The organism is Orrella sp. 11846, from assembly GCF_048820935.1.
Taxonomy (GTDB): Bacteria; Pseudomonadota; Gammaproteobacteria; order Burkholderiales; family Burkholderiaceae_B; genus Algicoccus.
In genome coordinates this window covers 101,066-125,649 of sequence record NZ_JBMERD010000003.1, presented here as the reverse complement: position 1 = coordinate 125,649, position 24,584 = coordinate 101,066, and the positions used below count along the sequence as shown (strand labels likewise).

Sequence of the window (24,584 nt, the reverse complement as noted above, 5' to 3'; positions counted from 1 at the left end):
TCACTACTGTTGCAGTGACTTCCTTAACTTTGCTAATTATTTTCTTAAAGCAGTTCGCCAGGCACCGTGGCTTTCACAGACGCACGTTCAGAGATTTTTGTATACCATGCGCGCATTTTGGGATTGGTCTCAAGCCAGTCAATGTGATCAAACCGAAAGTACAACCAACCCAAGGTCGAGACAAGCCCAATCGCCAGCAGATTGAACTCATTTTCAAAATGTTCTGACTGCTTTTCGAGCTCGGCTAAACCACGCTGAACGGTAGCGAGCTGATGTTTTTTCCAACCTTCAGACTGAAGCTCAGGTTTGCGCGTATTTTCGACACGCACAGACATGCCTGCATCGAGCACACCGTGGCACAGTGCAATGAGCGAACGCATGTTCCAAACTTCATCTTGCTGTTTTGGTAAAAACTGACCTTGGCCATAAACCTCATTCAGGTATTCGCAGATCACAGGTGAATCCAGAATCACATCACCATTGCTGGTTATCATGGTCGGAATTTTGCGAAGCGGGTTCACATCGTATAGATCATTGGCGGGATCACGAGGATTCGTATCTAGCATTTCAAACTGATCACGGATACCCAACTCCAGCGCCATAATACGCACTTTACGGGCATAGGGTGAATTCGACGAGCAATAAAGTTTCATCACAATCATTATTCCTTACAATGTATTTTTAATCGGCACACAGTGGTGCCTCGTTATGCCAATGGCTGCCAAGCCACGACGTTTTGTGTCTGAACACCCAAACCATCAATACCCAGCGTCATGACATCACCCGGTTTCAGAAAGACCTGAGGTCTGCGCCCAGTTCCAACCCCGGGTGGTGTCCCCGTAATTAAAACGTCGCCTGGCATCAGCGTGACAAAGCGACTGACATAGCTGACAATTTCACGCACACTAAAGATCATGTCACTGGTATGACCCGTTTGCATCCGTTGTCCATTGACATCGAGCCAGAGCCCTAAATTTTGTGGATCAGCAATCTCATCACGCGTCACCAGCCAAGGCCCCAATGGACCAAAGGTATCGCAGCCTTTACCCTTATCCCAAGAACCACCACGCTCTAATTGAAACTCCCGTTCGCTCACATCGTTGGCCAGACAGTAACCCGCCACGTAATTCAAGGCGTCTGCTTCGGACACATAAGAGGCACGTGTACCAATCACAATCCCAAGCTCAACTTCCCAATCTGTTTTGACAGAGTCTTTGGGCAGCATCACGGAATCATCAGGCCCCTGAATACAGCTAATTGCCTTGGTAAAAAGAATCGGTTCTTTGGGAATTGCAGAACCTGTTTCAGCCGCGTGTTCACGGTAGTTCAAGCCAATGGCCAAAAACTTTCCAACCTGACCGACAGGACACCCAAAACGCACGTCCCCCTCAACAACTGGCAGCTTCTCCGTATCCAAGCGCGCAAGTTGCGCCAGAGCCTCCGGGCTCAGTTGGGCGGGTCCGATGTCTGCAATGATCTGACTCAGATCTCGTAACTGGCCTTGTGCATCCAACAGTCCTGGTTTTTCAGCACCGGGGGCACCAAACCGTACTAAACGCATGTTTTCCTCCTTATATATTTTTTAAAATGCCCTGCCCGGAAACCCGGGCAGTTTGATGAGCTAATCCGATCAGTATGGCGAGACTTGACCGTCACGACGGGCATCTGAACCGCCAACATAGGCCACTGTCTCACCTCGTTGTGTATCCAAACGGGCAATCAGCTGGGCACTACCAAACTCCAGACTGTTATTGGGCTCAACGGTCAGGTCATGGCCCATATCACGCAACTCACGCAATACAGACTCGGGCCATTCTGCCTCCATAATCAATTCGCCAGAATCAATAATGCGCCAGCGTGGTGCATCAGACGCTGCCTGAGGATTCAAGCCTTCAACACTAACACGCAGCGTCATTTGCACGTGCCCTTGCGCTTGCATATTGGCACCCATCACACCAAATGCCATCAAAGGCTGGCCATCTGCCGTTGTCATAAAGGCTGGAATAATGGTGTGCATTGTCTTTTTACGACCTGCCACCACGTTCGGATGCGAAGGGTCCAGAGAGAAGCTATTGCCACGGCTATGTAATGCAATCCCTGTACCAGGAACAACTACACCGGACCCGAACCCTTTGTAATTTGACTGGATGTAAGAAATCATGCGACCTTGCGCATCTGCGGCACACAAATAAATCGTGCCACCATTTTCTGGTTGACCTGCTGGATAAACACCGGCTTTTTTCGGATCAATCAATGCAGCACGCGCTTTCAAATAGGCAGGTTTCAGCAAGTCTTCAGGTTTCACACGCATATGATTTGGATCGGTAATATGGGCATACAAATCCGCAAAGGCGCAACGCATCGCCTCAATTTCCAAGTGCACCCGTGCGGCACTGCCAACAGCCGTTTCGCCATAAGGCAGATAGGACAAGATGCCAAGCGCAATCAACGCCGCAATGCCCTGACCATTGGGTGGAATTTCGTGCACACGCACATCACCATACGCTTGTGAAATCGGCTCAACCCACTCCGTTTGGTGCTCAGCCAGATCTTCCATCGACAGCGCTGCGCCATGAATCGCCGCAAACTCCGTGATGTGATGCGCAAGGCGACCTTCATAAAAAGAGCGACCATGTGTACGTGCAATTTCACGCAAAGTCACAGCCTGATCCGCACAACGCCAAATCTCACCCGCTTTAGGTGCACGTCCATTGGGCATAAACGCGTCAAACCCCGGCTGTACATGTAATTCTTGTGCAGACATTTCCCATTGACGCGCAATTACAGGACTCACAGGAAACCCATCCATCGCATAACGAATGGCATCTTCAAACAAATCCTCAAAAGGCAAATCGCCAAACCGATCAGACAAATCAGCCCAAGCAGCGACTTGCCCAGGCACCGTTACGGTTTCCCAGCCACGGGTATCCATCGCAGTTTTACCGGCAAAGCGTTCCAGATTCCAGCCCGCCGGTGCGCGGCCCGAACCATTCATTCCATGTAAACGCTCACCATCCCAAAGAATGGCAAAGGCATCGCCCCCAATTCCGTTCATCGTTGGCTCAACAACAGTAATGGCAATGGCTGCAGCGAGTGCCGCATCAATGGCATTACCACCGCGCGCAAACGCATTGGCACCGGCTTGTGACGCCAGAGGCTGAGAGGAAGCCACCATGTTGCGGGCCATCACTGGTTTGCGTCGAATTGAATTGAATGAATGAATATCCATGCACGTCCCCGTTTCGATTGGAATAGTCAAACCTCGAGAGTATGACAATAATGACCTTCTGACCACTAAAGCAATACACATTCTGAAGACAATCTGACAGACAGACTGTCAAACGATGCCATTTACTCGCTGCCATCCCGCTTTCTGCGGTGTTTGTGCGGTTTCGTGCGAAACTGACGCTTTACGCAGTTAGGCTCATTGAGGCAGCAGCATGAAGTACATTCTCGCGTTCGATCAGGGCACCACCAGCTCGCGCGCCTTGTTATTTGATTCGCAAGGCCGATTATGCGCAACGGCACAGAAAGTACTGCCCCAGTCTTTTCCAGCAAATGGCCTGGTCGAGCACGATGCAATACAAATCTGGCAGGATCAGCTGCAGGTCGCCCGTGAGGTTTTACAGACAACAGGCGTTCATCCTCAAGAAGTCGCCGCGCTGGGTATCACCAATCAACGCGAAACCACCATTCTCTGGGATCGTCAAACAGGCCAACCTTTAGCGCCAGCCATTGTCTGGCAAGACCGACGCACAGCCAGCATCTGCCAGAAACTGATCGATGACGGCCATGAACCGATGATTCACAGCAAGACCGGTTTGTTGGCCGATGCTTATTTCTCTGCCAGCAAATTGCAATGGCTGTTAGATCACCTCCCTGATGCCAGACAGCGTGCGCGCAAAGGTGAACTGGCATTTGGAACCGTCGATACGTGGCTGGTCTGGAATCTCACCCAAGGTCAATGTCATATCACCGACCCCAGCAATGCCAGCCGAACGTTACTTTTCAATATCCACACAGGTGATTGGGATCCCCAACTACTGGCCTTGTTTGATATACCACCTGAAGTCCTGCCAGCCCTAGTTCCAAGTCTAGGCGTTGCAGGGATGGTTGCACGTGAGCATCTGGGTGCTGAGATTCCCATTGCAGCGCTCGTCGGGGACCAACAAGCAGCCACCTTTGGGCAAGCCTGCTTCAAAGATGGGATGGTCAAAAACACCTATGGCACGGGTTGTTTTTTGCTCATGAATACTGGGCAAGACATTGTCCAAAGTCAACATCGCTTACTGACGACTATTGGTTGGCAAAAGCCTGCCATCGATTCCACCTCAAACGAGCTGCTGACCACCTACTGCCTCGAAGGTTCGGTCTTTATGGCGGGTGCGACAGTTCAGTGGTTGCGCGATGGCTTGAATCTTTTTGAGCGTACGGCTGACATTGAACCGCTGGCAGCCAGTGTGACTGATACTGAAGATATGTTTCTCGTCCCTGCACTAACGGGGTTAGGCGCCCCACATTGGGATGCCCATGCACGTGGCCTCATGATTGGTATGTCACGCGCCACAAACCGTGCGCATATTGCGCGAGCAGCACTCGAATCGATTGCACTGCAAGTCACGGATTTGCTCAACGCTTTACAGCAAGACGCCATATCTACCCACATTTCGCAACTCAGAGTCGATGGCGCAGCCGCTCAGAACAATCTACTCATGCAAATGCAAGCGGATTTCAGTGGTTATCCCGTCTATCGACCTAAAATCACAGAAACAACCGCGCAAGGTGCGGCCTGGATGGCCGGTTTAGCGACGGGCATCTGGAGCGATCTGAGCACACTCGAACAACATTGGCAAACTGATCGTATTTTTGAACCGCAGTGGTCTGACGATCAACGCGATGCCCATTTAAACCGTTGGCATCAAGCGCTTGAACGTGCAAAGGCTTGGCATGTGTCAAACGACGAGGGTCCGCGATAGCACACACCGAATGCACCACACTGTTTATTTTTAATTGATTAACCTCAAAACCAAACAAAGATACTTACATGACAGGCACGATTTCAGAGCACGCATCCACGTCCGTACGCCAGGCCACACTGACAGGCACGAAGACAGACCAACCATTTGATCTGGTGGTGATTGGTGGGGGCGCAACGGGTTTAGGGGTGGCTTTAGACGCTGTTCATCGTGGCTATCGCGTTGCCTTGTTTGAGCGCTATGACTTTGCCAAAGGCACTTCATCACGTTCCACCAAACTGTTGCACGGTGGCGTACGTTATCTAGCCCAAGGCAATGTCTCACTCGTGCGTGAAGCACTTCATGAGCGCAGCACACTGATGGCTATGGCACCCCATCTGGCTCAACCACTTGCCTTTTTAATGCCCTGCTATCGAGCACTGGATCTGCCTTTTTACTGGGCAGGCCTCAAAGCCTACGACACACTGGCAGGACGTAAAGGCTTGGGTAAAACTGCCTTAATCAATCCATGCAAAACTCGCAGACTTCTACCCAACATTCGACAAAGGGGTCTTAAAGGCAGTGTGCAATACTGGGATGGGCAGTTTGATGATGCGCGTTTTGCGCTGGCAATGGCACGCACAGCTGCACAAAAAGGCGCACTCATTGCAAATTACTGCGAAGTGCAATCCATTGAACACGCCGATGGTCGCGTGCAAGGTGTCACCGTACGTGATGTCGAAACCAATCAAACTTGGTCTGTACCAACCCGCTGCGTCGTGAATGCAACGGGTGTTTGGGTCGATCAACTGCGTCAGATCGATGAGCAAGCTGCAGGACAAAGCGCCGAACCCATGGTCGCCCCTAGCCAAGGCATCCACATTGTGCTGGATCGTGAGTTCATGCCATCCGATCAGGCGCTGATCATCCCAAAAACCAGCGACGGACGTGTGCTATTTGCATTGCCATGGCTCGGTAAAATCGTCTTGGGCACAACCGACACACCACGCGATGAAATTCCAGTCGAACCTAAACCGTTGCGTGAAGAAATTGATTTTTTGATCCGTGAAGCCGCGAACTACTTACAGAAAGCTCCGACTTTGCAGGACATACGCAGCCTCTGGGTGGGATTACGACCGTTGGTCAAACCCATCAACCAAGGACCGGGTGACACTAAATCTATCAGTCGTGAGCACACCATTCTTTCTAGCCCCAGCGGCATGGTGACAGTCACCGGTGGCAAATGGACGACCTATCGCGTCATGGCCCAAGACACCCTGGCTCACTGCATTAAAAGTGGTGTCTTAAAACCAAGCACACCGTCTCACGACTTAATTCGGTTGGTTGGCGCACAAAACCAAGCCGTCACAACCCGCAAACTGGGCAATCAACCCGATCTACTCGCCTATGGCGATGAGGCGAATCAAGTTCAGGCTTTACCGGGTGCAGATCGAGAAATCGCCTATGGCCTCACAGAAGCCATGGTTCGGTTTGCAGCCCGCTATGAATACGCACGCACGGTCGAAGATGTGCTGGCTCGACGCAGCCGACTACTCTTTCTGGATGCAGAGAGTGCCCGTCAATGTGCACAAATCGTTGCAGACATCTTGCAAGAGGAAACGCAAACTGATCCACAGCTTGATCAGTTCATGACTTTAAGTGAGCAATATCTACATATTCCAGTTTAGGAACGAATTGGCCGCAAACATTTGCGGCCAATTGTCTATACAGTCCAAGTCATCTGAACAATCAAGGCGATCAGGACAGAACTTCCACACCACCCATGTAAGGGATCAGCACATCTGGCACACGGATCGATCCGTCTGCTTGCTGATAGTTTTCCAGCACGGCGACCAACGCACGACCCACGGCCAAGCCTGAACCGTTCAATGTATGTACGTAATCCGTTTTTGATTTACCTGGCTCACTGCGATAACGAGCCTGCATGCGTCTAGCCTGAAAAGATTCGCAGTTGGAGACTGATGAGATCTCACGCCAAGTATTCTGTGCAGGAACCCAAACTTCTAAATCATAGGTTTTGGCGGCAGCAAACCCCATGTCGCCCGTGCACAACACGATGACACGGTACGGTAAACCCAAAAGTTGTAAAACATGCTCGGCATGCCCCACCATGGTTTCCAGCGTGTCATAAGACGTTTCTGGCTCCACAATTTGCACCATTTCCACTTTGTCGAACTGGTGCTGACGGATCAAACCACGTGAATCTCGTCCACCACTACCCGCTTCTGAACGAAAACATGGCGTATGCGCGGTGAGTCGAACAGGCAGATCCTCAGGACTCAAAATCGAATCACGCACACTGTTCGTCAAAGTAATTTCTGAAGTTGAAATCAGGTACTGCTCCAGAATCGGTGAGCCAAACTCTTTGGCATCGGCTTCTGCACCACCCCGTGTCACCCAGAACATATCTTCACGGAACTTGGGTAACTGACCCGTACCGTATAAGGTGCTGGCGTTCACAATGTAAGGGGTGTAGCACTCGGTGTAGCCATGTTCAGATGTCTGAAGATCTAACATGAACTGCGTCAGCGCACGGTTCAATCGTGCCACGGGCCCGCGCATAAAGCTAAAACGTGCACCGGATAAGCGTCCTGCCAGTTCCAAATCCAGACCAATCCGCTCACCTAGAGTGACATGGTCTTTGACTTCAAATGGCAAAGGCTTGGGATCACCATTGGCATCGGCTTCTGGCACCCAGCGACGAATCTCCACGTTGTCATCACTGTCTGCACCTTCAGGTACCGACTCGTGCGGCATATTGGGTACTTCCTGCAACATCGCGGTGAGCTGTCCCTGCACCTCATTCAGAGATTGCTCCAAAACATGTAATTGCTCCGGGATTGCCTGTGATTGCGCCATCACGGCACTGGCATCTTCCCCTTTGGATTTGAGTGCACCAATTTGCTTGGCCAAGGCATTACGACTGGCTTGCAATGTTTCGGTTTGCATCTGCACGGACTTGCGTTGAGCTTCTAACGCGTTATAACGGTTCAAATCAAATTGAAAACCACGTCTAGCCAAACGCGCAACAACGGTTTCCGGATCTTTTCTGAGCAATGTGGGATCGAGCATATCAGCCTTGCACTGGAAAGTTAATGATGAATCCCCCATTGTAGCCGTGCATTGCGTGATCGATGGCAGACTTGAACCTGACAAGTGAGGTTCAGATTGTTTTTGATGGCAGAGTCAATGTCTGTGACACAACAAAGCTTTCTTGCCAATAATATTTGGCTCAACCAGGACATGAGATTTTATTCAATTGCTTATGAAATAGCTTGAATATAAACTCATTACAAACTACGTAAGGAGAACGGTTGTGGACTTTCAGTTAAACGAATCGCAAAAAGAATTAGTCGCTCTGGCCGACCGTCTGGGTCGTGAAGAATTTGCTGCCAAAGCAGCCAGATGGGACGAGAACCACGAATATCCGCATGAGAACGTTGAGGTTTTACGCAAAGCTGGTCTGCTTGGCATGACCATCCCCAAAGCATTTGGTGGCCCTGAGCGTCCTCTGATCGATGTCGTGCTGGTGATCGAGCAAATCGCAAAATACTGCGGTGTGACTGCGCGTATCGTGGTTGAAACCAACATGGGTGCGCTGGGTGCCATCATGGCCTACGGTACACCTGAGCAACAAAAAGAAGTGGCTCGTCGTGTTCTGGAAGACGGTGACAAGCCAGCCATCGGAATGACTGAACCCAACGCGGGAACAGACCTTGTGGCGCTGACCACAACCGCTCGCGAAACTGATGATGGCTACATCATTAACGGTGTGAAGCACTGGATTACCGGTGGAGGAATCTCAAAGACCAACCTGATCTTTGCACGCATCATTGATCGCGACGGTCAAGATCACGGCATTGGCGGCGTTCTCGTGGATCTAGGCACACCAGGCTTTGCGATTGGTCATGTTGAATCCGCCATGGGCTTGCGCGGCATTCCAGAAGCCGAACTAATCTTTACAGATTGCAAAGTTCCATTGACCAATCTGGTCCTTCGTGATGCCAAAGAAGGCTTTAAAAAGCTCATGAATGGCTATAACGCACAGCGTGTGGGTGCATCAGCCGTGGCACTGGGCTTGGCTCAAGGCGCTCATGAACTGGCCGTGGACTACATGAATACGCGTGAAGCCACCGGTCAAAAACTGAAAGACTTCCAGGGTCTGGCTTGGATTGCCGCCGAAGGTGATATGCGTCTGGATGCTGCTAGACTGCTGATTTACCGCGCCGCTTGCAATGCCGTACACTTGCCCAATAACGTCATGCTGCCAGAAATGCGTGAGGCTTCGATTGCCAAAGCCTTTGTGGGTCATGAATCGTTTGAATGCGTGAGTGACTCTCTGCAAATGTTTGGCGCAGCTGGATACTCAGCTAGCCTCCCACTAGAACGAATGTTGCGTGACGTGCGTATGTTCCAGATTGGCGGTGGTACAACACAAGCTCAGCTCAACATGATTGCACGCAGCATCTTCCCACGTCGTTAATCAGTTATTCAGCCTGATGCGCCCAAACGGCGCATCTCGCAACACAAAAAGCTGTAGAACGACGCAAAACGAAATCAATACACCCGGATTCACTGATGTGTGATTCGGGTGAATTTTATTTAACTGGCCAAGACAAGTACTATCCCAAACGAATCAACTGCTCAACGCGCTCTTGCAAATCGGGCAATGCGCCAGCACTTCTAGCTGACTTCACCTGCTTCCAAAGCGCACTCGCCACAGGTGACAAACGGGTTTGATCTAAGCAAGCCAAGCCAACTTTACGGATCGAAGTCGGCTCAATGCGCCGATAGACAACGCCTTGATACGTTTGCGGCAACACCAACGAAGCCAGCGCTGACACACCTTGTCCTCGGCGCACAAACTCTAGAATCGACAAAATCTGCGTCAAATCATGCACAACACGCGGTTTGATGTTCGCTTGCGCAAACATGCGTTCAATAATGGGCTGAGAACCCGCATGCGTCATCACAAATGGGTATTGTGCCAACGCCTCTACAGGCACCACATCAAGTTCAGCTAAGGGGTGATCTGGGGCTAACACAGCCAGTAGCTCATCCACTGCCAAGGTGATGGTGTCCAGGTCAGGCTTGGGTAAAGCCACAATCCCGATTTCAATGCGACGTTCTATGAGCGCACGTGCAATCTCAGAGTCTCGCTGTTCAGTCACAAACACATCAATACCCGGATATCGTTGCTTAAACTGCTCTAGGATGTGTGGCAAGACGTTCAGTGATGAGCTGGCACCGTGTGAGCCGATCTTGAGCAAACCACGCTCTAAACGCGCACCTGCCATAGCGGTAGCGCGAATAATCTGCATAGACGCAAAAACATCACGCACATGCGGCAAAATAGCCTCGCCGGTATACGTCAGCTCAATCCCTGGTGCATTGCGATCAATCACTTGTGTCCCTAAGGCGGACTCCAAGGCACGTAGTGCATGACTAGTTGCTGATGGCGTCAAACCGAGTCGAGCACCTGCACTGGCAATTCGCTCACTGCCGACCAGCGTCAGAAACAGTTCTAATTGTCGTAATGTCGGGCCTTCCGACGAAATCGTTTCCACGTACTTGCCTCACAAACAAAGAATCGATCAGATGAAATTAGATTCAATATTACGTGATGGCGTTGAAAAAAACGAACACAACCAATCACTACGATTTATCTTGTTTTGCGGCCTGATCGAGTTCGCGCAAATAAGCAAGCTTGTCTGCGATTTTAATTTCCAGTCCACGTGGGACAGGCTGATACCACTCAGGCTCACTAAGACCATCCGGCAAATAGGTTTCACCTGCGGCATAAGCATTGGGTTCATCATGCGCGTATCGATACGCATGCCCGTGACCCAACTCCTTCATCAATCGGGTTGGTGCATTGCGCAAATGCACAGGGACTTCACGACTTTTGTCTTTTTTCACAAACGCTCGAGCCTGATTGTATGCGTTGTAGCCTGCATTGCTTTTAGCCGCAATCGACAAATAAATGACCGCCTGCGCTAAAGCCAATTCACCTTCAGGGCTACCGAGTCGTTCATAAGTCGTGGCCGCATCATTGGCAATTTGCAGCGCCCTAGGGTCTGCTAAACCAATGTCTTCCCAAGCCATACGAACAATTCTTCGTGACAAATAACGAGCATCTGCGCCACCATCAAGCATGCGTGTCAGCCAATACAACGCCGCATCGGGATGCGAGCCACGGACCGACTTATGCAAAGCCGAAATCTGATCGTAAAAGCTATCCCCACCCTTATCAAAACGTCGGCTATTGAGCATCAACGCGTTTTCAATAAAAGGGCCATCAATCTGCGTCACACCCGCAACCCCAGCGGCGGTCTGACATTGTTCCAGAAGATTCAAAAAGCGCCGTGCATCGCCATCGGCATAACCAATCACAGTCTCTGTCGCGACCTCATCAAACGCTAAACCAGACAAAGCGACAGACTGCGCACGTTGCAACAACTGCTTTAATTGTTCGGGCTCCAAAGATTTCAGAACATACACTTGCGATCTAGACAAGAGCGCGGAGTTCACCTCAAACGAGGGATTCTCAGTGGTTGCACCAATAAACGTCACAAGCCCACTTTCAACATACGGTAACAACGCATCTTGCTGCGCTTTGTTAAACCGATGAATCTCATCGACAAACAAGATCGTAGGTTTCTGCCGTGAGAGATTTTGTTGTGCTTGCTCCATGGCAGCACGAATATCTTTCACCCCAGAAAACACCGCTGACAAAGCGATAAACTCGCTCTCAAAACCACTCGCCATCAAACGCGCCAGAGTCGTCTTCCCTACGCCAGGTGGTCCCCAAAAGATCATGGAATGCGGTTTACCCGATTCAAAGGCTAACCGTAATGGCTTACCCGGCCCAAGTAAGTGCGTCTGGCCAACCACCTCATCCAGCGTTTTAGGTCTAAGCAACTCAGCTAAGGGCTTATTGGGCTCAGTCGTAAATAGGTCTACCATCACGGCATCTCAATCACATCAGTGCCGACAGGCGACTTAAACACAAATGTTTCAGCCGGAAATTCAGACTGCGCGCGTATCCGAGACAATTCAATGCGCGTTGTTTGCCCAAATCCATCTTGGATCAATAGCTGCGCAGGGATTCCTTCTTTCATCCCAATATCAACCCGATTCAGTCCTGCATCGGCTTTAAACGGGGTTGCACGCAACCAGATCATGCCCCCTTCATCGGGCAATGAGGACAGCTGAAACGCATCCTGCAATGGTTTCTCACCAAACAGTAAAGCAGCAGGGCTACTGCCCATAGCAGCATCAACCTGACGAATCGTGGTTTGTCTTAAATCAGGATCGTATTGCTGAATGACGCGCCCATCCGAAATGATCAATTGTTCATGAGGCTTTAAAACACTCCAGCGAAACTTACCAGGTCGTTGAAATGAAAACTCACCGGATTGCATTTGCGATGCTTGCCCTTTGTCATCTAGAACCGATTGCTCAAAAACGCCCGTTGCTGCGCTAAATGTTTGCACGAACTGCTCAAACATTTCAGCCGCACTATTGGCCATGGCATTAGCCGATACGCCTATGAGCAGACACAGCATCGCCACATAACGCTTGAGTCCACTGAGCTTGAATCCCCTGCTCTTACGGCCCAAACCGCTCTTTGTCATTGCTTGGACGCTTTCATTCTTCAAGGCCATGTGTTTGCTACTCCTGTCTTGTTTATTGCTTACTCATCCTTGGGTGGCGTTGGTGCGAGAATTTCTCGCACCCCGTTGGATTGCATGGCGGATACCAGACCGGACGCTTCCATCTGCTCAAGCAACCGAGCTGCACGGTTGTAACCAATTCTCAAATGTCGCTGCACCAATGAAATCGAGGCACGGCGATGCTCAAGAATGATCGCAACAGCCTGATCATACAAAGGGTCCGACTCACTGTCTGTGAAGCCCGTGACACTGCCCACCCCATCGCCAGTCTCGCCTTCAATCGCGCCTTCCAACAAACCGTCGACATAATCAGGCTCAGTGTCTTGTTTGATTTCTTCCACCACACGGTGCACTTCATCATCAGACACAAACGCACCATGCACGCGATTCGGAAACGCCGTACCGGGTGGCATGTACAACATATCACCTAGGCCCAGCAAAGACTCCGCACCCATTTGATCCAGAATCGTTCTGGAGTCCACCTTGGAAGACACTTGAAACGCAATGCGGGTCGGAATATTAGCTTTAATCAAACCGGTAATCACATCCACACTGGGGCGTTGCGTGGCCAAAATCAGGTGAATACCCGCAGCACGGGCTTTTTGTGCCAGTCTTGCGATCAGCTCTTCAATTTTCTTACCGACGACCATCATCAAATCAGCCAGCTCATCGATGACAACGACAATATGCGGAAGCTCTTTTAAGGGTTCCGGTGCATCCGGTGTCAAAGAAAATGGATTCGGAATGGTTTCGTCTTTTTTAGCCGCATCACGAATTCGAGCGTTAAAACCCGCTAGGTTACGCACCCCCAATTTGCTCATCAAACGGTAGCGCTTTTCCATTTCTGCCACACACCAGTTTAAAGCATTGGCAGCTTGCTTCATATCCGTCACAACCGGCGCTAACAAATGCGGAATGCCTTCATAAACACTCATTTCCAGCATTTTTGGATCAATTAAAATTAAGCGAGTATCAGACGGTTTCGCTTTGTACAAAAGTGACAAAATCATCGCGTTGATACCGACAGACTTTCCGGAGCCTGTTGTTCCTGCCACCAGCAAATGCGGCATTTTTGCGAGATCAGCAACCACCGGATGGCCTGCAATATCTTTGCCAAGCGCCACCGTCAAGAGTGAACGACTGTCGTGGTAAGTTTTTGAACCGACGATTTCAGACAAACGCACAATTTGTCGTTTTGCATTGGGGAGCTCCAACCCCATCAGGTTTTTGCCCGGGATGGTTTCGACGACACGGATCGTCACCAAACTCAGTGCACGCGCCAAATCCTTGGCAAGATTCACAATTTGTGAGCCTTTCACACCCGTCGCGGGTTCAATCTCATAACGTGTAATCACAGGCCCCGCTTGCGCAGACACCACAGTCACCTGAACCCCAAAGTCGGATAGTTTTTTCTCAATCAACCGCGAGGTAAATTCAATCGTTTCAGGTGAAACTGTTTCCACCACTTCACTGGCAGGATCCAATAAAGCGATCTCTGGCAAATTGCCAGCCTGTCCATCATGAAACAGCGTGGGCTGTTTTTCTTGAATAACTCGCTCGGAACGGGCAATCGTAGCCACCGCAGGTTCAATCCGCACCGGTTGCTCATGCACAATCTTCTCGTGTTTTGCCTGTACTTGCTCACGTCTTTGCGTTTTCGCCACTTCACCGGCACGGCGATCTTGACGTGCACCGTACCAGTTGCGTACACCTCGTACGATTTTTTCAAGGCGATGACCTATCCACTCCGAAATCATTCCCCAAGAAAAACCAAAAAATAAACTAAGGCCGTACACAATCAAGAAAAGGAGCAATAACGTACTGCCCGTAAATCCGATGAGATGAGAGAGCCATTGCGCCCATACGTGGCCCAGAACACCACCTGCACCACTTAACACCTCGGTGCGGCTTGGTAAATCCGTTCCATAAGACCCCAATCGCAGCGCTTCTAAACCAAGCGAACCCGCCATCAGCAACACAAAACCGATGCCGTGCTCCCAACGCACCCGTTCAAGCTCTGAGCCCTCTTCGCCATGACCTGGACGAAACAATCGCCGAAAGCCCATCACCACCCGATGAATGAGCAACACAACAAACAGCCAAGCTGAATAGCCGAACAAATACAATAGGATGTCTGCGACATAAGCACCCAGCAATCCACCACGATTACTCAGAATCGTTTGACCAGTCGCATGCGACCAACCCGGATCCGCAGGATTCCAAGTCACAAGCACGATCGTCAACCAAAGCGCGAGCAGCGCAAACATCACCCACCGAGCTTCGCGGAATACACCGAGAATTTTCTGTTGCAAAGGCGACGGACCATTGCGCACGTTACGTGAGCCGCGCGACGATCTCACGGGTTTAGACATAGCTGCATTCGTTTTTGACATACGGGTCATTATAATAGGACTGCAAATATTCAAGGATTATAAAATGTCTGAAACAAACCACTCTAAAGTTTTGATCCTGGGGTCAGGTCCCGCAGGATACAGCGCCGCAATCTATGCTGCACGCGCAAACCTCAAGCCCACCGTCATCACAGGCATGGCGCAGGGCGGTCAATTGATGACGACAACCGATGTTGATAACTGGCCAGCCGATCCAAATGGTGTCGAAGGCCCAGAATTAATGCAACGTTTTCAGGCACATGCCGAACGGTTTGAAACAAACATTGTCTTCGATCACATCCATAAAGTCGATCTTTCCAGTCGTCCATTCCGTCTTTACGGCGACGATGACAAAGAGTATACGTGTGATGCGCTCATTATCTCGACCGGAGCCTCTGCAAAATATCTCGGTCTGCCTTCTGAAGAAGCCTTTATGGGACGCGGAGTCTCAGGTTGTGCCACATGTGACGGCTTTTTCTACAAAGATCAAGATGTCGTCGTGGTGGGTGGTGGTAACACTGCAATCGAAGAAGCGCTCTACTTGTCCAACATTTGTAAGAGTGTGACCGTCGTGCATCGCCGCGATGAATTCCGTGCCGAACCCATCATGATCGACAAACTGCATGAGAAAGTCCAAAACGGCAACATCAAGTTGGCTTTACACCGTGAGCTCGATGAAGTACTGGGTGACGACTCCGGTGTGACCGGCGTGCGTTTGCGCAGCAACAAAGGTGAAGATCCCATTGAACTGGCTGTACACGGTGTATTTATTGCCATTGGACACAACCCCAACACAGAAATCTTCCAAGGTCAGTTGAACATGGAAGATGGTTACATCATCACCCGCAGCGGCTTGAAAGGTCTGGCTACCATGACATCCGTTGAAGGTGTATTTGCGGCAGGTGACGTCCAAGACAACATCTACCGTCAAGCCATTACTAGCGCAGGCACCGGTTGTATGGCGGCACTGGATGCACAACGCTGGCTGGATGATCAGTCAAACTAAGCCAGTTTGACGACTCGTGTGTGGTGGCCAAAGGTCTGAGTCAGGAAGACACCGAGCTATTGCAAATCGCAATGAAGGATGTCATTCCGCTGCAAACACCCTCTCGCGTGCATCATCCACCGAGGGGGTTACCTGCGCGCACCGCACACGTTCGACAGACCGCCGCAGAAAACCATCCACCTAAAGTTGGTGTTGCGCTTTCAGATGCCTTTATGGAAGATCTCGCCCATCTAAACGATGACACCGAGTATCGAGCATCGGGATTATCCCACCACGCACTCGTTCGATTGCGACGCGAACCCCAACTGGTCAAGGCCAGCCTCGACCTCCATGGCTACACCGTTGATGAAGCTCGAACACGACTTTATGAGTTCGTGCGTCAATGCTATGACATGGATCTACGTCGTATTCGTGTCGTACACGGACAAGGCTATGGCTCACGCACAGGCCAATCTATTCTCAAACTACACGTTCGCCACTGGCTACAACAAATGCACGAAGTGATGGGTTACGTCACACCGGACATTCATCATGGTGGCGGTGGTGCTTTGCTAGTACGTTTGCGCACACCGCTTTCTGCGGACTAATACGATCTATTTAGAGCCTTGCGTAAGATCCAAAGTCTTTGCGTCACTGTTATATTCAGTGACAATTTGCTTATTGGCGTTGCCTTTAGATACACGGCGCTTATATAAATGTAAATGCTTGAAGTTTTAAAAAGCAAAACGGCTGACATCTGTCAGCCGTTTTGCTTTTCGATTCTTATTGTGATCGATTGGGATTTGACCACTCCTGCCAGTCTTCCCTGCAGCTTGTCTCCTCACCTGCATGAGACAAATTATGCACGAGTTTAATAAATTAAAACATCAGGGAATACGCTAATAACTTCCTGATAAGTTTGTTTAAAAACTCACCCAACCACCATCAAACCCAATTTAAGGTGTCCCCGCATGAGGTACGTCGACACGGGTTGCCAGCATCCTCGCTTCTGTAGCGACTTTGCGCGCCCCTTCATCCCAATCTGGTGCTACACATAAGAACAGAGTGCGGCCATCATCACCCCCTAACGCAACGGCAAACACGCCTTCTGGGGCAGTATCGACGACTTCGAGAATCTCACCACCCTCAGCCATACGCACAGCCCGTTGATTGATTGTGTCCGCAAACCAGACCGCACCTTCAGCATCAAGCGCCAGACCATCTGGAATAATCTTGGCGGCTTCAAGTCGTTTGCCAAGATCAGGCTCATCACCCAGCTGACCAAAATCCGCAAAATCCCGACGCGGGCCTAATGTACCGTCATCCAAAATCTCGAATTGCGAGATACGGTTACCAAAAAGCTCATTCACTATCAATGTTTTTTCATCGGGTGTGATGACCATGCCATTGGGGAAACCAAGATCAGTGGCCACTGTTTGTGATGTGCCGTCAGGGCGCACCAAAATCAAATCCGCAGGCTCATAAGGTGCACCACCCATCAGATCAAAGCCAAAGTTACCGATGTAAGCATTGCCGTTGGGTGCAACCACCATATCGTTTGCATGGCCACCACACAAATTACCAATATCGGCATGCTCGACCAGCTCACCATCGGCTTGCAAACGTAAAACCTTTCGATCTTTCATCGACACAATCAGCATCTGCCCATCTGGCAACCAACCTAATCCGGATGGTTGCTGCTCAATATGCACGATTTTTCTAGCCTGACCTTCTGCATCGACACGATACACACCATAGGTGTAAAAATCGACAAACCATAACGCACCATCATGCCAACGGGGCCCTTCTAGGTACGTCAATCCATCCGCAATCACATCCAATTTTCTGGTTTTCATTTTGTCTCCTACGCTCACTACGATATTTTTAATGTCTTCCTCATCATACCGCCAAAAAGTTTATTGGCTGTCTTCAGCAATAAAAGCCTGAGGGACCCAACCAGACACCCCAAAATCACCAGTTTGCATCAAGCACCAACGCTGTCCTAGGGCAAAGCGCTCCTGTGCACTTAAGCGCTGATAAATCTCGAGCGTATAGAGCGGCACGCAAGTCACTTGACGCAAACCACGTGCATCACCTGCAATCTGACCTGTCACGGGATACTCCATCCCCGGCCCCATGCGCACATCAAGTGACTCACCAGGTTCCAGATCCACAACACGCCAAGCATCTGGCCCATGACCATCAATTTGTGCGTAAACCATTTGCATACTGAACAACATACACACAGCTATCAACCCTTTTCTTAGCCATAAAAACGCCGTCTGGTGCTTAATTTTCGAATCTGCCTTCATGAATACTCTCCCGAATCTAAATGTTTAAGTGCCTTTTAGGCGCACAAAGCACTATGATGCTGAACATCACCCTGCCGCGCAAGTGCGTGGTTTACTACAAAAAATTATTCAACATGTTTGATCCCAGTCGAGACCAAGTTCGCACCTTCTTTATTGATGCCTGGAAAAAACGCACTTCTGGACAGATTCTGACGCCCATTGAAGTGATGGCTGCTGATCTTGTCGCCATGCATCCGGAATATCACGAAGACCTTGAAGATCCAGAAGCGCTCACCCGCGAGTACTCTGTTGAAGAAGGTCGCACCAACCCGTTTTTACATTTGTCGATGCATTTAGCGATTGCTGAACAAATCTCAATCGATCACCCACCAGGCATTCGACAAGCGCACCACAAGCTGGCAAGCCGCTTTGATGAACATGAAGCCGTTCATCAAATTATGGAATGTCTGGGCGAGGTCGTCTGGGAAGCGCAGCGTTTAAACAAACCGCTGGATAACGACACGTATCTAGATTTAATTCTGCGTCGCGCTGGAACGATCTGATACGTCCGCCACGATGTACGATGAAGCTATTCATCTCTGGCAGCATTCTTCAGTAATGCATTGAAATTTCTTGAGGAACATGAACTTATGACCGAATCGAGCACACCGCAATCACAAACGCGTTTTGAGGGTTCTGAGCGCTATGTCGCCACCGATGACCTGAAACTAGCTGTCAACGCCGCACTGTCACTGCAACGCCCGCTCCTCATCAAAGGCGAACCCGGCACGGGTAAAACCATGCTCGCCGAAGAGGTTGCCGCCGCACTCGGTCGCCCACTCCTGCAGTGGCATATCAAATCGACGACAAAAGCCCACCAAGGTCTCTACGAGTACGACGCTGTCTCACGGCTGCGTGACTCTCAGCTTGGCGATGAGCGCGTTAAAGACATCAACAACTACATTGTGCAAGGCGTTCTCTGGCAGGCGTTCACACACGAGTCCCCGGTTGTCTTACTGATTGACGAAATTGATAAAGCCGACATTGAGTTTCCCAACGATTTATTGCGCGAACTCGATCAGATGGAGTTTCATGTGTATGAAACCCGTCAGACCATTCGTGCCAATCACAGACCTCTTGTAATCATCACATCGAATAACGAAAAAGATTTGCCCGATGCATTCCTGCGTCGCTGCTTCTTCCATTACATCCGTTTCCCAGACCGGGAAACTTTGCAAGAAATTGTGGCCGTTCACTATCCAAACCTGCATGGCTCAGTACTCAACGCCGCTCTGGATGCATTTTTTGCGTTGCGTGAGACACCAGGATTGAAGAAAAAGCCATCGACTTCCGAGTTTCTGGATTGGCTGCGCTTACTCATTGCTGAAGATGTCAGTGCCGAAGAAATGCAGGCTCACAACGCCACATCAGTCCCAATTCTGGCTGGTGCGCTCCTGAAAAACGAACAGGACATGCATTTACTTGAGCGATTGGCTGCAGTGACTCGTCACACCACACGTCGGTGATTCGCCATCATGTTCACGCAACTCATCAAACCGTGCACTTTAAGTGATGCCCGCATTCGCTTAGAACCTTTGAGTTTGGCGCATGAGCAAGGGCTTCGACAAGCCGCACAGGACGGAGCGCTCTGGCAATTGCGCATCACATCAGTGCCAGAGCCCGAGCAAACCCGCGCATATATTGAACAAGCCCTGGCCGGTTATCAGAACGGCCACATGCTGCCATTTGCCGTCGTGGACATAGACAGTGGGGACGTGATCGGATCAACCCGTTATCACGACATTCTGACGTCGGTCGCCCGCTTGGAAATTGGCTATACCTGGTACGCCAAACGCTGGCAACGTAGTCACGTCAACACCACGTGCAAACGATTGCTAATGACACACGCTTTTGAAACACTTGGGGCCCGTGTCGTTGGGTGGCGCACCGATAACTTTAACTTTGCGTCTCAGCGTGCCATTGAACGTTTAGGGGCAAAACGCGATGGTATTTTACGGGGCCACGCAATGCGACGTGATGGCACAATTCGTGACACAGTCATGTATAGCGTCACTGCAGGCGAATGGCCTGAAATTAAAGCTCATCTGACGGATTTACTCAATCGCCATGCTCGTTGATTTTTTTTACCACCTTCGTTCTCAAAAGCTCGCGGTCAGCGTCAAAGAGTACCTCGCGCTTCTGGAAGCACTCCAGCAGCCACTCATGGCGCCTACGCTGGAAGATTTCTACTACTTGTCGCGACTCATTCTAGTCAAAGACGAGACACTCTACGATCGTTACGATCGTGCCTTTGCGACTTATTACCGCGCCATGCAAGCCAAACTACCCAGCAAACAAATTCCGCTGGACTGGTTAGTCAAAGAAATTGAACGTCGCCTGACCGATGAGCAAAAAGCCGAAATTGAAAAACACGGCTGGGATCGGCTCATGGAAATGCTTCAGGAACGACTCGAAGAACAAAAAGAGCGACACGAAGGTGGCAATCGCTGGATCGGAACTGGTGGCACTTCACCCTTCGGTAACAGCGGCTACCACCCGGAAGGCATTCGGATTGGTGGCACCTCTGCTGGTAATCGCACAGCGATTAAAGTGTGGGATGAGCGCCAGTTTCGTGATTACGACGATCAACTCGAACTAGGCACCCGAAACTTTAAAGTGGCTCTACGCCGTTTACGACGTTTTGCGCGAGAAGGGGCGCAACTCGAGCTCGATCTGGATGACACCATTCGCAAAACGGCCAGAAACGCTGGTTACCTTGACTTGCAGATGGTGCCCGAACGCCACAACAGCGTGAAAGTTCTGATGCTGCTTGATGTCGGTGGCAGCATGGACGATCACATCGCACGCGTTGAAGAACTGTTTTCTGCAGCGAGTAGCGAATTTCGGAACTTGGAAGTGTATTACTTCCACAACTGCCCCTATGAAAACCTTTGGAAATCAAATCGTCGCCGCCATATGGAGCGCTTTGATACCTGGGACATTCTGCGCAAGTTCAACGCAGATTGGCGCGTGATTCTCGTGGGTGATGCTGCCATGAGTCCCTATGAAATTCTGCAACCCGGTGGTTCAGTCGAGCACTACAACAAAGAACCGGGTGCAGAGTGGCTTAAACGAATTACCAGTAATTGGCCTAAATCTGTTTGGCTTAACCCTGAACCGCAAGCTTCTTGGCAATATCGGCAATCAACTGCCCTTATTCGCAACATTGTCCAGGACCGAATGTATCCAGTCACCGTTTCCGGACTAGAAGACGCCATGCGTTTTCTGTCAAAATAAACATGTTGCAATCCTGTTTTAAACTACAACATACACGATGATCCGAACTAGCTAAGGAACCCTTCTCCAGCATTCGGGTCATAGTTGACTCATTCTGTCTTCTCTTTGGGAAAACTCCATGCAAGACCAAACTGCGCGTCAAACGTCGTGGTGGCTGATCAGCCTTTGCTTGATCGCACTGTTACTCAATCCTTTTACTGCTCAGGCATTGACCTTACCGCCTGATGTGGAAGAAATACGTCACTACGAAGGTATCACCGAATACAAGCTTAAAAACAATGGTTTAACCGTCCTACTCGCACCAGACGACACCAATGCATCCGTCACTGTCAACATGACGTATCTGGTCGGTGCTCGTCACGAGAACTATGGTCAGACCGGGATGGCACATTTGCTTGAGCACATGCTTTTCAAAGGAACACCCACCCTTAAAAATGCACTCGGTGAGTTTTCTAAGCGCGGCCTGCAAGCCAATGGCACAACTTGGGATGATCGCACCAACTATTTTGCAAGCTTTACAGCCAATCCCGAGACTTTAGACTGGTACATCCGCTGGCAAGCGGACGTCATGGTCAATGCCATGATTTTGCGTGAAGATCTCGACTCAGAAATGACGGTTGTGCGTAACGAGATGGAACAAAGCGAAAACAGTCCCTCGTCCATGTTGTTACAAAAAATGACATCCGCGGCATACCAATGGCATAACTACGGCAATGCCGTCATTGGTGCACGCTCAGATGTTGAAAACGTCGACATCGAACAATTGCGCGATTTTTACCGTATGTACTACCAACCCGACAATGCCGTGTTAGTCGTGGCCGGTAAATTCGATGTCCAGCAAACGTTAGACGTCATTGCCGATGCATTTTCACCGATCGCCCGCCCTGATCGTGTTTTGCCTAGGGAATACACGATTGAACCGGTTCAGGATGGTGAGCGCCGTGTCACCCTCAGACGCACAGGCGGCACACCTTTAGTGGCCACAATCTATCACATTCCTCAAGGTGCGCACCCAGACTTCGCAGCCGTTGTCATGGCGACCAATATTCTGGCAGACACGCCTTCAGGCCCCCTTTACAAAGCACTCGTGCCAACAGGTCTGGCAACCGATGTGTTCGGATCAGCATCCAACAACAAAGATCCTCACGTGGCCCTATTTGGTGCTATGTTGCCTGATGACCAAGAGCCTGAGAAGGTGCTTAACATCCTCAACACAGTCGTTGCCGATATTTCACAAAAGCCTTTCACACAGGAAGATCTGGATCGCGCAAAACAACAATGGCTCAACGGTTGGAATCAGCTTTATAGCGATATTTCTCGCGTGGGCGTGCGTCTGACCGAATACATTGCCAAAGGTGATTGGCGCTTGTTCTTTCAACAACGTGATGCGGTCAAAGCCGTTTCACTCGAACAAGTACAGTCTGCCGCAGAAAAGTATTTTGTGCCGTCCAATCGCACAGAGGGTTTATATATCCCAACTGACAAACCTGTACGAGCACCTGCTTTTGAGCCCCAAGACTTATCGGCTCTCCTGAAAGACTACGAGTCCGAGAGCATGGATGCCATTAGTCAGGCATTCGATACATCAACGGCCAACTTGGATGCACAAACCCAGCGCAAGCTCTTGAACCTGCCTAGCGGCACGATCAAGCTCGCCTTGCTTCCTAAGCCAACACGGGGTGACCGGGTCACCGCACTCATTTCAGTGCAATTCGGTGATGCTGAGACCTTGAAAGGTAAAGCCGCAGTCTCTGTTTTAACCGCAGAAACTTTAGCGTATGGCACTCAGCAATTGTCTCGCCAGGCCATCTCCGATCATCTGGACAAACTAGATTCACAAATCGCTGTGAGTGGTCGCGGCACCACGGTTGAAATGCAAATTTCAAGTCGCAAAGATACGCTCAAAGAGGCTTTGGAGCTGGCAGTCGAAATGCTCAAAACCCCCTCCTTTGAACAAGATCAATTCGACGAAGTATCAAAACGTCTCGTGACATACATCCAGAAGTCCATGTCAGAACCTGAAGCCATTGCTCAGAATGCTTTGGATCGCTATGAAAACCCATGGCCCAAAGATGATCTGCGTTATGCACCGACCTTCGAGGAATCGTTAGATCGTATTCAGCAAGTCTCGCGGGATGATCTCGTAGACTTCCATACACAGTTTTATGGTAATGGTGAGATTTCCGTTTCAGTGGTTGGTGAATTCGAGCCCGAAGTGGTTGAAAACGTCCTACAAACACAGCTCTCAGACTGGAAACGTGCACCGAAATACACACGACTTTCAGACCCATATGAGGCTGTTAAACCGCATCAATTTATTTTGGAAACACCCGACAAAGCCAATGCGTTTTATCTGGCTCGTCTGCCCATTGCCTTGCAGGACACAGACCCACATTACCCTGCCCTCGTGATGGCTAACTTCTTGCTGGGTCAATCCCACAGCTCGCGTCTTTGGACACGAATCCGCGACATCGAAGGTTTGTCCTACGGTGTGGGCAGCGCTGTACGCGCATCGGCCTTCGAACCAAGCGCTGTTTGGTCACTCTATGCCATTTATGCGCCCGAAAATCTGGCCAAATTGCGTGTCGCACTCAACGAAGAACTGGAACGTGCGCAACGTGAAGGCTTCACTGAGGAAGAGCTTGAAACCGGTAAAGTGGGTTTGCTGAATTTACGTGCACTGTCACGCACACGTGACGCGACGCTAGCCTCAATCTGGCAGAGCTACCTTGAGACAAATCGTACATTTGCATTTGCACAAGCGTTTGACGACCGTCTTCAAACCTTGACGCTCGATGAAGTCAATGACGCATTACGTCAATACCTCAAAGCTGAAGATTTGGTACAAGCCTTTGCCGGTGATTTTGCAAAATCACAAACCAAAAGCACGACACCCTAACCCCAAGTCGTTCACTTTTTGACTCGGTTACCCTGATCTCTCTCACAAAGAGGGATCAGGGTCATAAATA

Annotated in this window: 20 protein-coding genes; 10 read left to right on the top strand and 10 right to left on the bottom strand. The window is 50.2% G+C overall.

Annotation, left to right across the window (positions count from 1 at the left end; translation table 11 throughout):
- Positions 1-44 precede the first annotated feature (44 nt).
- The 3 genes from ACOI06_RS03570 to ACOI06_RS03560 form a co-directional block, all read right to left on the bottom strand.
- Positions 45-653, bottom strand: coding sequence for a glutathione S-transferase family protein (locus tag ACOI06_RS03570; RefSeq protein ID WP_420661130.1), 609 nt, complete (start codon positions 651-653; stop codon positions 45-47).
- Between the two features lie 53 nt (positions 654-706).
- On the bottom strand, positions 707-1,561 hold the full coding sequence (locus tag ACOI06_RS03565; protein WP_420661129.1) for a fumarylacetoacetate hydrolase family protein: 855 nt from the start codon (positions 1,559-1,561) through the stop codon (positions 707-709).
- A 69-nt stretch (positions 1,562-1,630) separates the two neighbouring features.
- Positions 1,631-3,229, bottom strand: a complete 1,599-nt coding sequence (locus tag ACOI06_RS03560) for a gamma-glutamyltransferase family protein (RefSeq protein ID WP_420661128.1) — start codon at positions 3,227-3,229, stop codon at positions 1,631-1,633.
- Between the two features lie 211 nt (positions 3,230-3,440).
- Between ACOI06_RS03560 and glpK the strand changes: the two genes are divergently transcribed.
- Positions 3,441-4,976, top strand: a complete 1,536-nt coding sequence (gene glpK / locus ACOI06_RS03555; protein ID WP_420661127.1) for a glycerol kinase GlpK — start codon at positions 3,441-3,443, stop codon at positions 4,974-4,976.
- Positions 4,977-5,044: 68 nt separating this feature from the next.
- Positions 5,045-6,643, top strand: coding sequence for an FAD-dependent oxidoreductase (locus tag ACOI06_RS03550; RefSeq protein WP_420661126.1), 1,599 nt, complete (start codon positions 5,045-5,047; stop codon positions 6,641-6,643).
- A gap of 70 nt (positions 6,644-6,713) precedes the next feature.
- Here ACOI06_RS03550 and serS read toward each other — a convergent pair whose 3' ends face one another.
- Complete coding sequence (gene serS, locus ACOI06_RS03545) at positions 6,714-8,048, bottom strand: serine--tRNA ligase (RefSeq protein WP_420661125.1); 1,335 nt, start codon at positions 8,046-8,048, stop codon at positions 6,714-6,716.
- Positions 8,049-8,292: 244 nt separating this feature from the next.
- Here serS and ACOI06_RS03540 point away from each other — a divergent pair, with 244 nt between their 5' ends.
- The gene (locus tag ACOI06_RS03540; RefSeq protein ID WP_420661124.1) at positions 8,293-9,459 is read left to right on the top strand and encodes an acyl-CoA dehydrogenase family protein; all 1,167 of its coding nucleotides are present in this window, start codon (positions 8,293-8,295) and stop codon (positions 9,457-9,459) included.
- A 139-nt stretch (positions 9,460-9,598) separates the two neighbouring features.
- Here the strand turns inward: ACOI06_RS03540 and ACOI06_RS03535 are convergent, their stop codons facing one another.
- The 4 genes from ACOI06_RS03535 to ACOI06_RS03520 form a co-directional block, all read right to left on the bottom strand.
- The gene (locus tag ACOI06_RS03535; RefSeq protein WP_420661123.1) at positions 9,599-10,543 is read right to left on the bottom strand and encodes a LysR family transcriptional regulator; all 945 of its coding nucleotides are present in this window, start codon (positions 10,541-10,543) and stop codon (positions 9,599-9,601) included.
- A gap of 88 nt (positions 10,544-10,631) precedes the next feature.
- Positions 10,632-11,942: a replication-associated recombination protein A gene (locus ACOI06_RS03530; RefSeq protein ID WP_420661122.1), complete on the bottom strand. Its 1,311-nt coding sequence runs from the start codon at positions 11,940-11,942 to the stop codon at positions 10,632-10,634.
- On the bottom strand, positions 11,942-12,643 hold the full coding sequence (gene lolA, locus ACOI06_RS03525) for an outer membrane lipoprotein chaperone LolA (protein WP_420661121.1): 702 nt from the start codon (positions 12,641-12,643) through the stop codon (positions 11,942-11,944). The genes ACOI06_RS03530 and lolA overlap by 1 nt, the downstream gene beginning before the upstream one ends.
- A 29-nt stretch (positions 12,644-12,672) precedes the next feature.
- Complete coding sequence (locus ACOI06_RS03520) at positions 12,673-15,024, bottom strand: DNA translocase FtsK (RefSeq protein WP_420661120.1); 2,352 nt, start codon at positions 15,022-15,024, stop codon at positions 12,673-12,675.
- 64 nt (positions 15,025-15,088) lie between these two features.
- On the opposite strand from ACOI06_RS03520, the gene trxB reads away from it, so the two are divergent.
- Entirely contained in the window at positions 15,089-16,048 is a 960-nt protein-coding gene (gene trxB, locus ACOI06_RS03515) for a thioredoxin-disulfide reductase (protein ID WP_420661119.1), read from the top strand.
- Between the two features lie 23 nt (positions 16,049-16,071).
- Positions 16,072-16,635 carry a Smr/MutS family protein gene (locus ACOI06_RS03510; RefSeq protein WP_420661118.1) on the top strand — a complete coding sequence of 188 codons (564 nt, stop codon included), beginning with the start codon at positions 16,072-16,074 and terminating at the stop codon, positions 16,633-16,635.
- 348 nt (positions 16,636-16,983) lie between these two features.
- On the opposite strand, the gene ACOI06_RS03505 is transcribed toward ACOI06_RS03510, so the two are convergent.
- Together ACOI06_RS03505 and ACOI06_RS03500 are read right to left on the bottom strand one after the other, a co-directional pair.
- Positions 16,984-17,883 carry an SMP-30/gluconolactonase/LRE family protein gene (locus ACOI06_RS03505; RefSeq protein ID WP_420661117.1) on the bottom strand — a complete coding sequence of 300 codons (900 nt, stop codon included), beginning with the start codon at positions 17,881-17,883 and terminating at the stop codon, positions 16,984-16,986.
- A gap of 60 nt (positions 17,884-17,943) precedes the next feature.
- Positions 17,944-18,339, bottom strand: a complete 396-nt coding sequence (locus ACOI06_RS03500) for a hypothetical protein (RefSeq protein ID WP_420661116.1) — start codon at positions 18,337-18,339, stop codon at positions 17,944-17,946.
- A 113-nt stretch (positions 18,340-18,452) separates the two neighbouring features.
- Here ACOI06_RS03500 and ACOI06_RS03495 point away from each other — a divergent pair, with 113 nt between their 5' ends.
- The 5 genes from ACOI06_RS03495 to ACOI06_RS03475 all read left to right on the top strand — a co-directional run bounded on the left by ACOI06_RS03495 (position 18,453) and on the right by ACOI06_RS03475 (position 24,514).
- Positions 18,453-18,881, top strand: coding sequence for a DUF1841 family protein (locus ACOI06_RS03495; RefSeq protein ID WP_420661264.1), 429 nt, complete (start codon positions 18,453-18,455; stop codon positions 18,879-18,881).
- A gap of 87 nt (positions 18,882-18,968) precedes the next feature.
- Positions 18,969-19,844, top strand: coding sequence for an AAA family ATPase (locus ACOI06_RS03490; RefSeq protein WP_420661115.1), 876 nt, complete (start codon positions 18,969-18,971; stop codon positions 19,842-19,844).
- Positions 19,845-19,853: 9 nt separating this feature from the next.
- Positions 19,854-20,456, top strand: a complete 603-nt coding sequence (locus tag ACOI06_RS03485; protein ID WP_420661114.1) for a GNAT family N-acetyltransferase — start codon at positions 19,854-19,856, stop codon at positions 20,454-20,456.
- Positions 20,446-21,615: a vWA domain-containing protein gene (locus tag ACOI06_RS03480; RefSeq protein ID WP_420661113.1), complete on the top strand. Its 1,170-nt coding sequence runs from the start codon at positions 20,446-20,448 to the stop codon at positions 21,613-21,615. Before ACOI06_RS03485 ends, ACOI06_RS03480 begins: the two co-directional genes overlap by 11 nt.
- A 118-nt stretch (positions 21,616-21,733) precedes the next feature.
- Positions 21,734-24,514 carry a M16 family metallopeptidase gene (locus tag ACOI06_RS03475; protein ID WP_420661112.1) on the top strand — a complete coding sequence of 927 codons (2,781 nt, stop codon included), beginning with the start codon at positions 21,734-21,736 and terminating at the stop codon, positions 24,512-24,514.
- Positions 24,515-24,584: the final 70 nt, after the last annotated feature.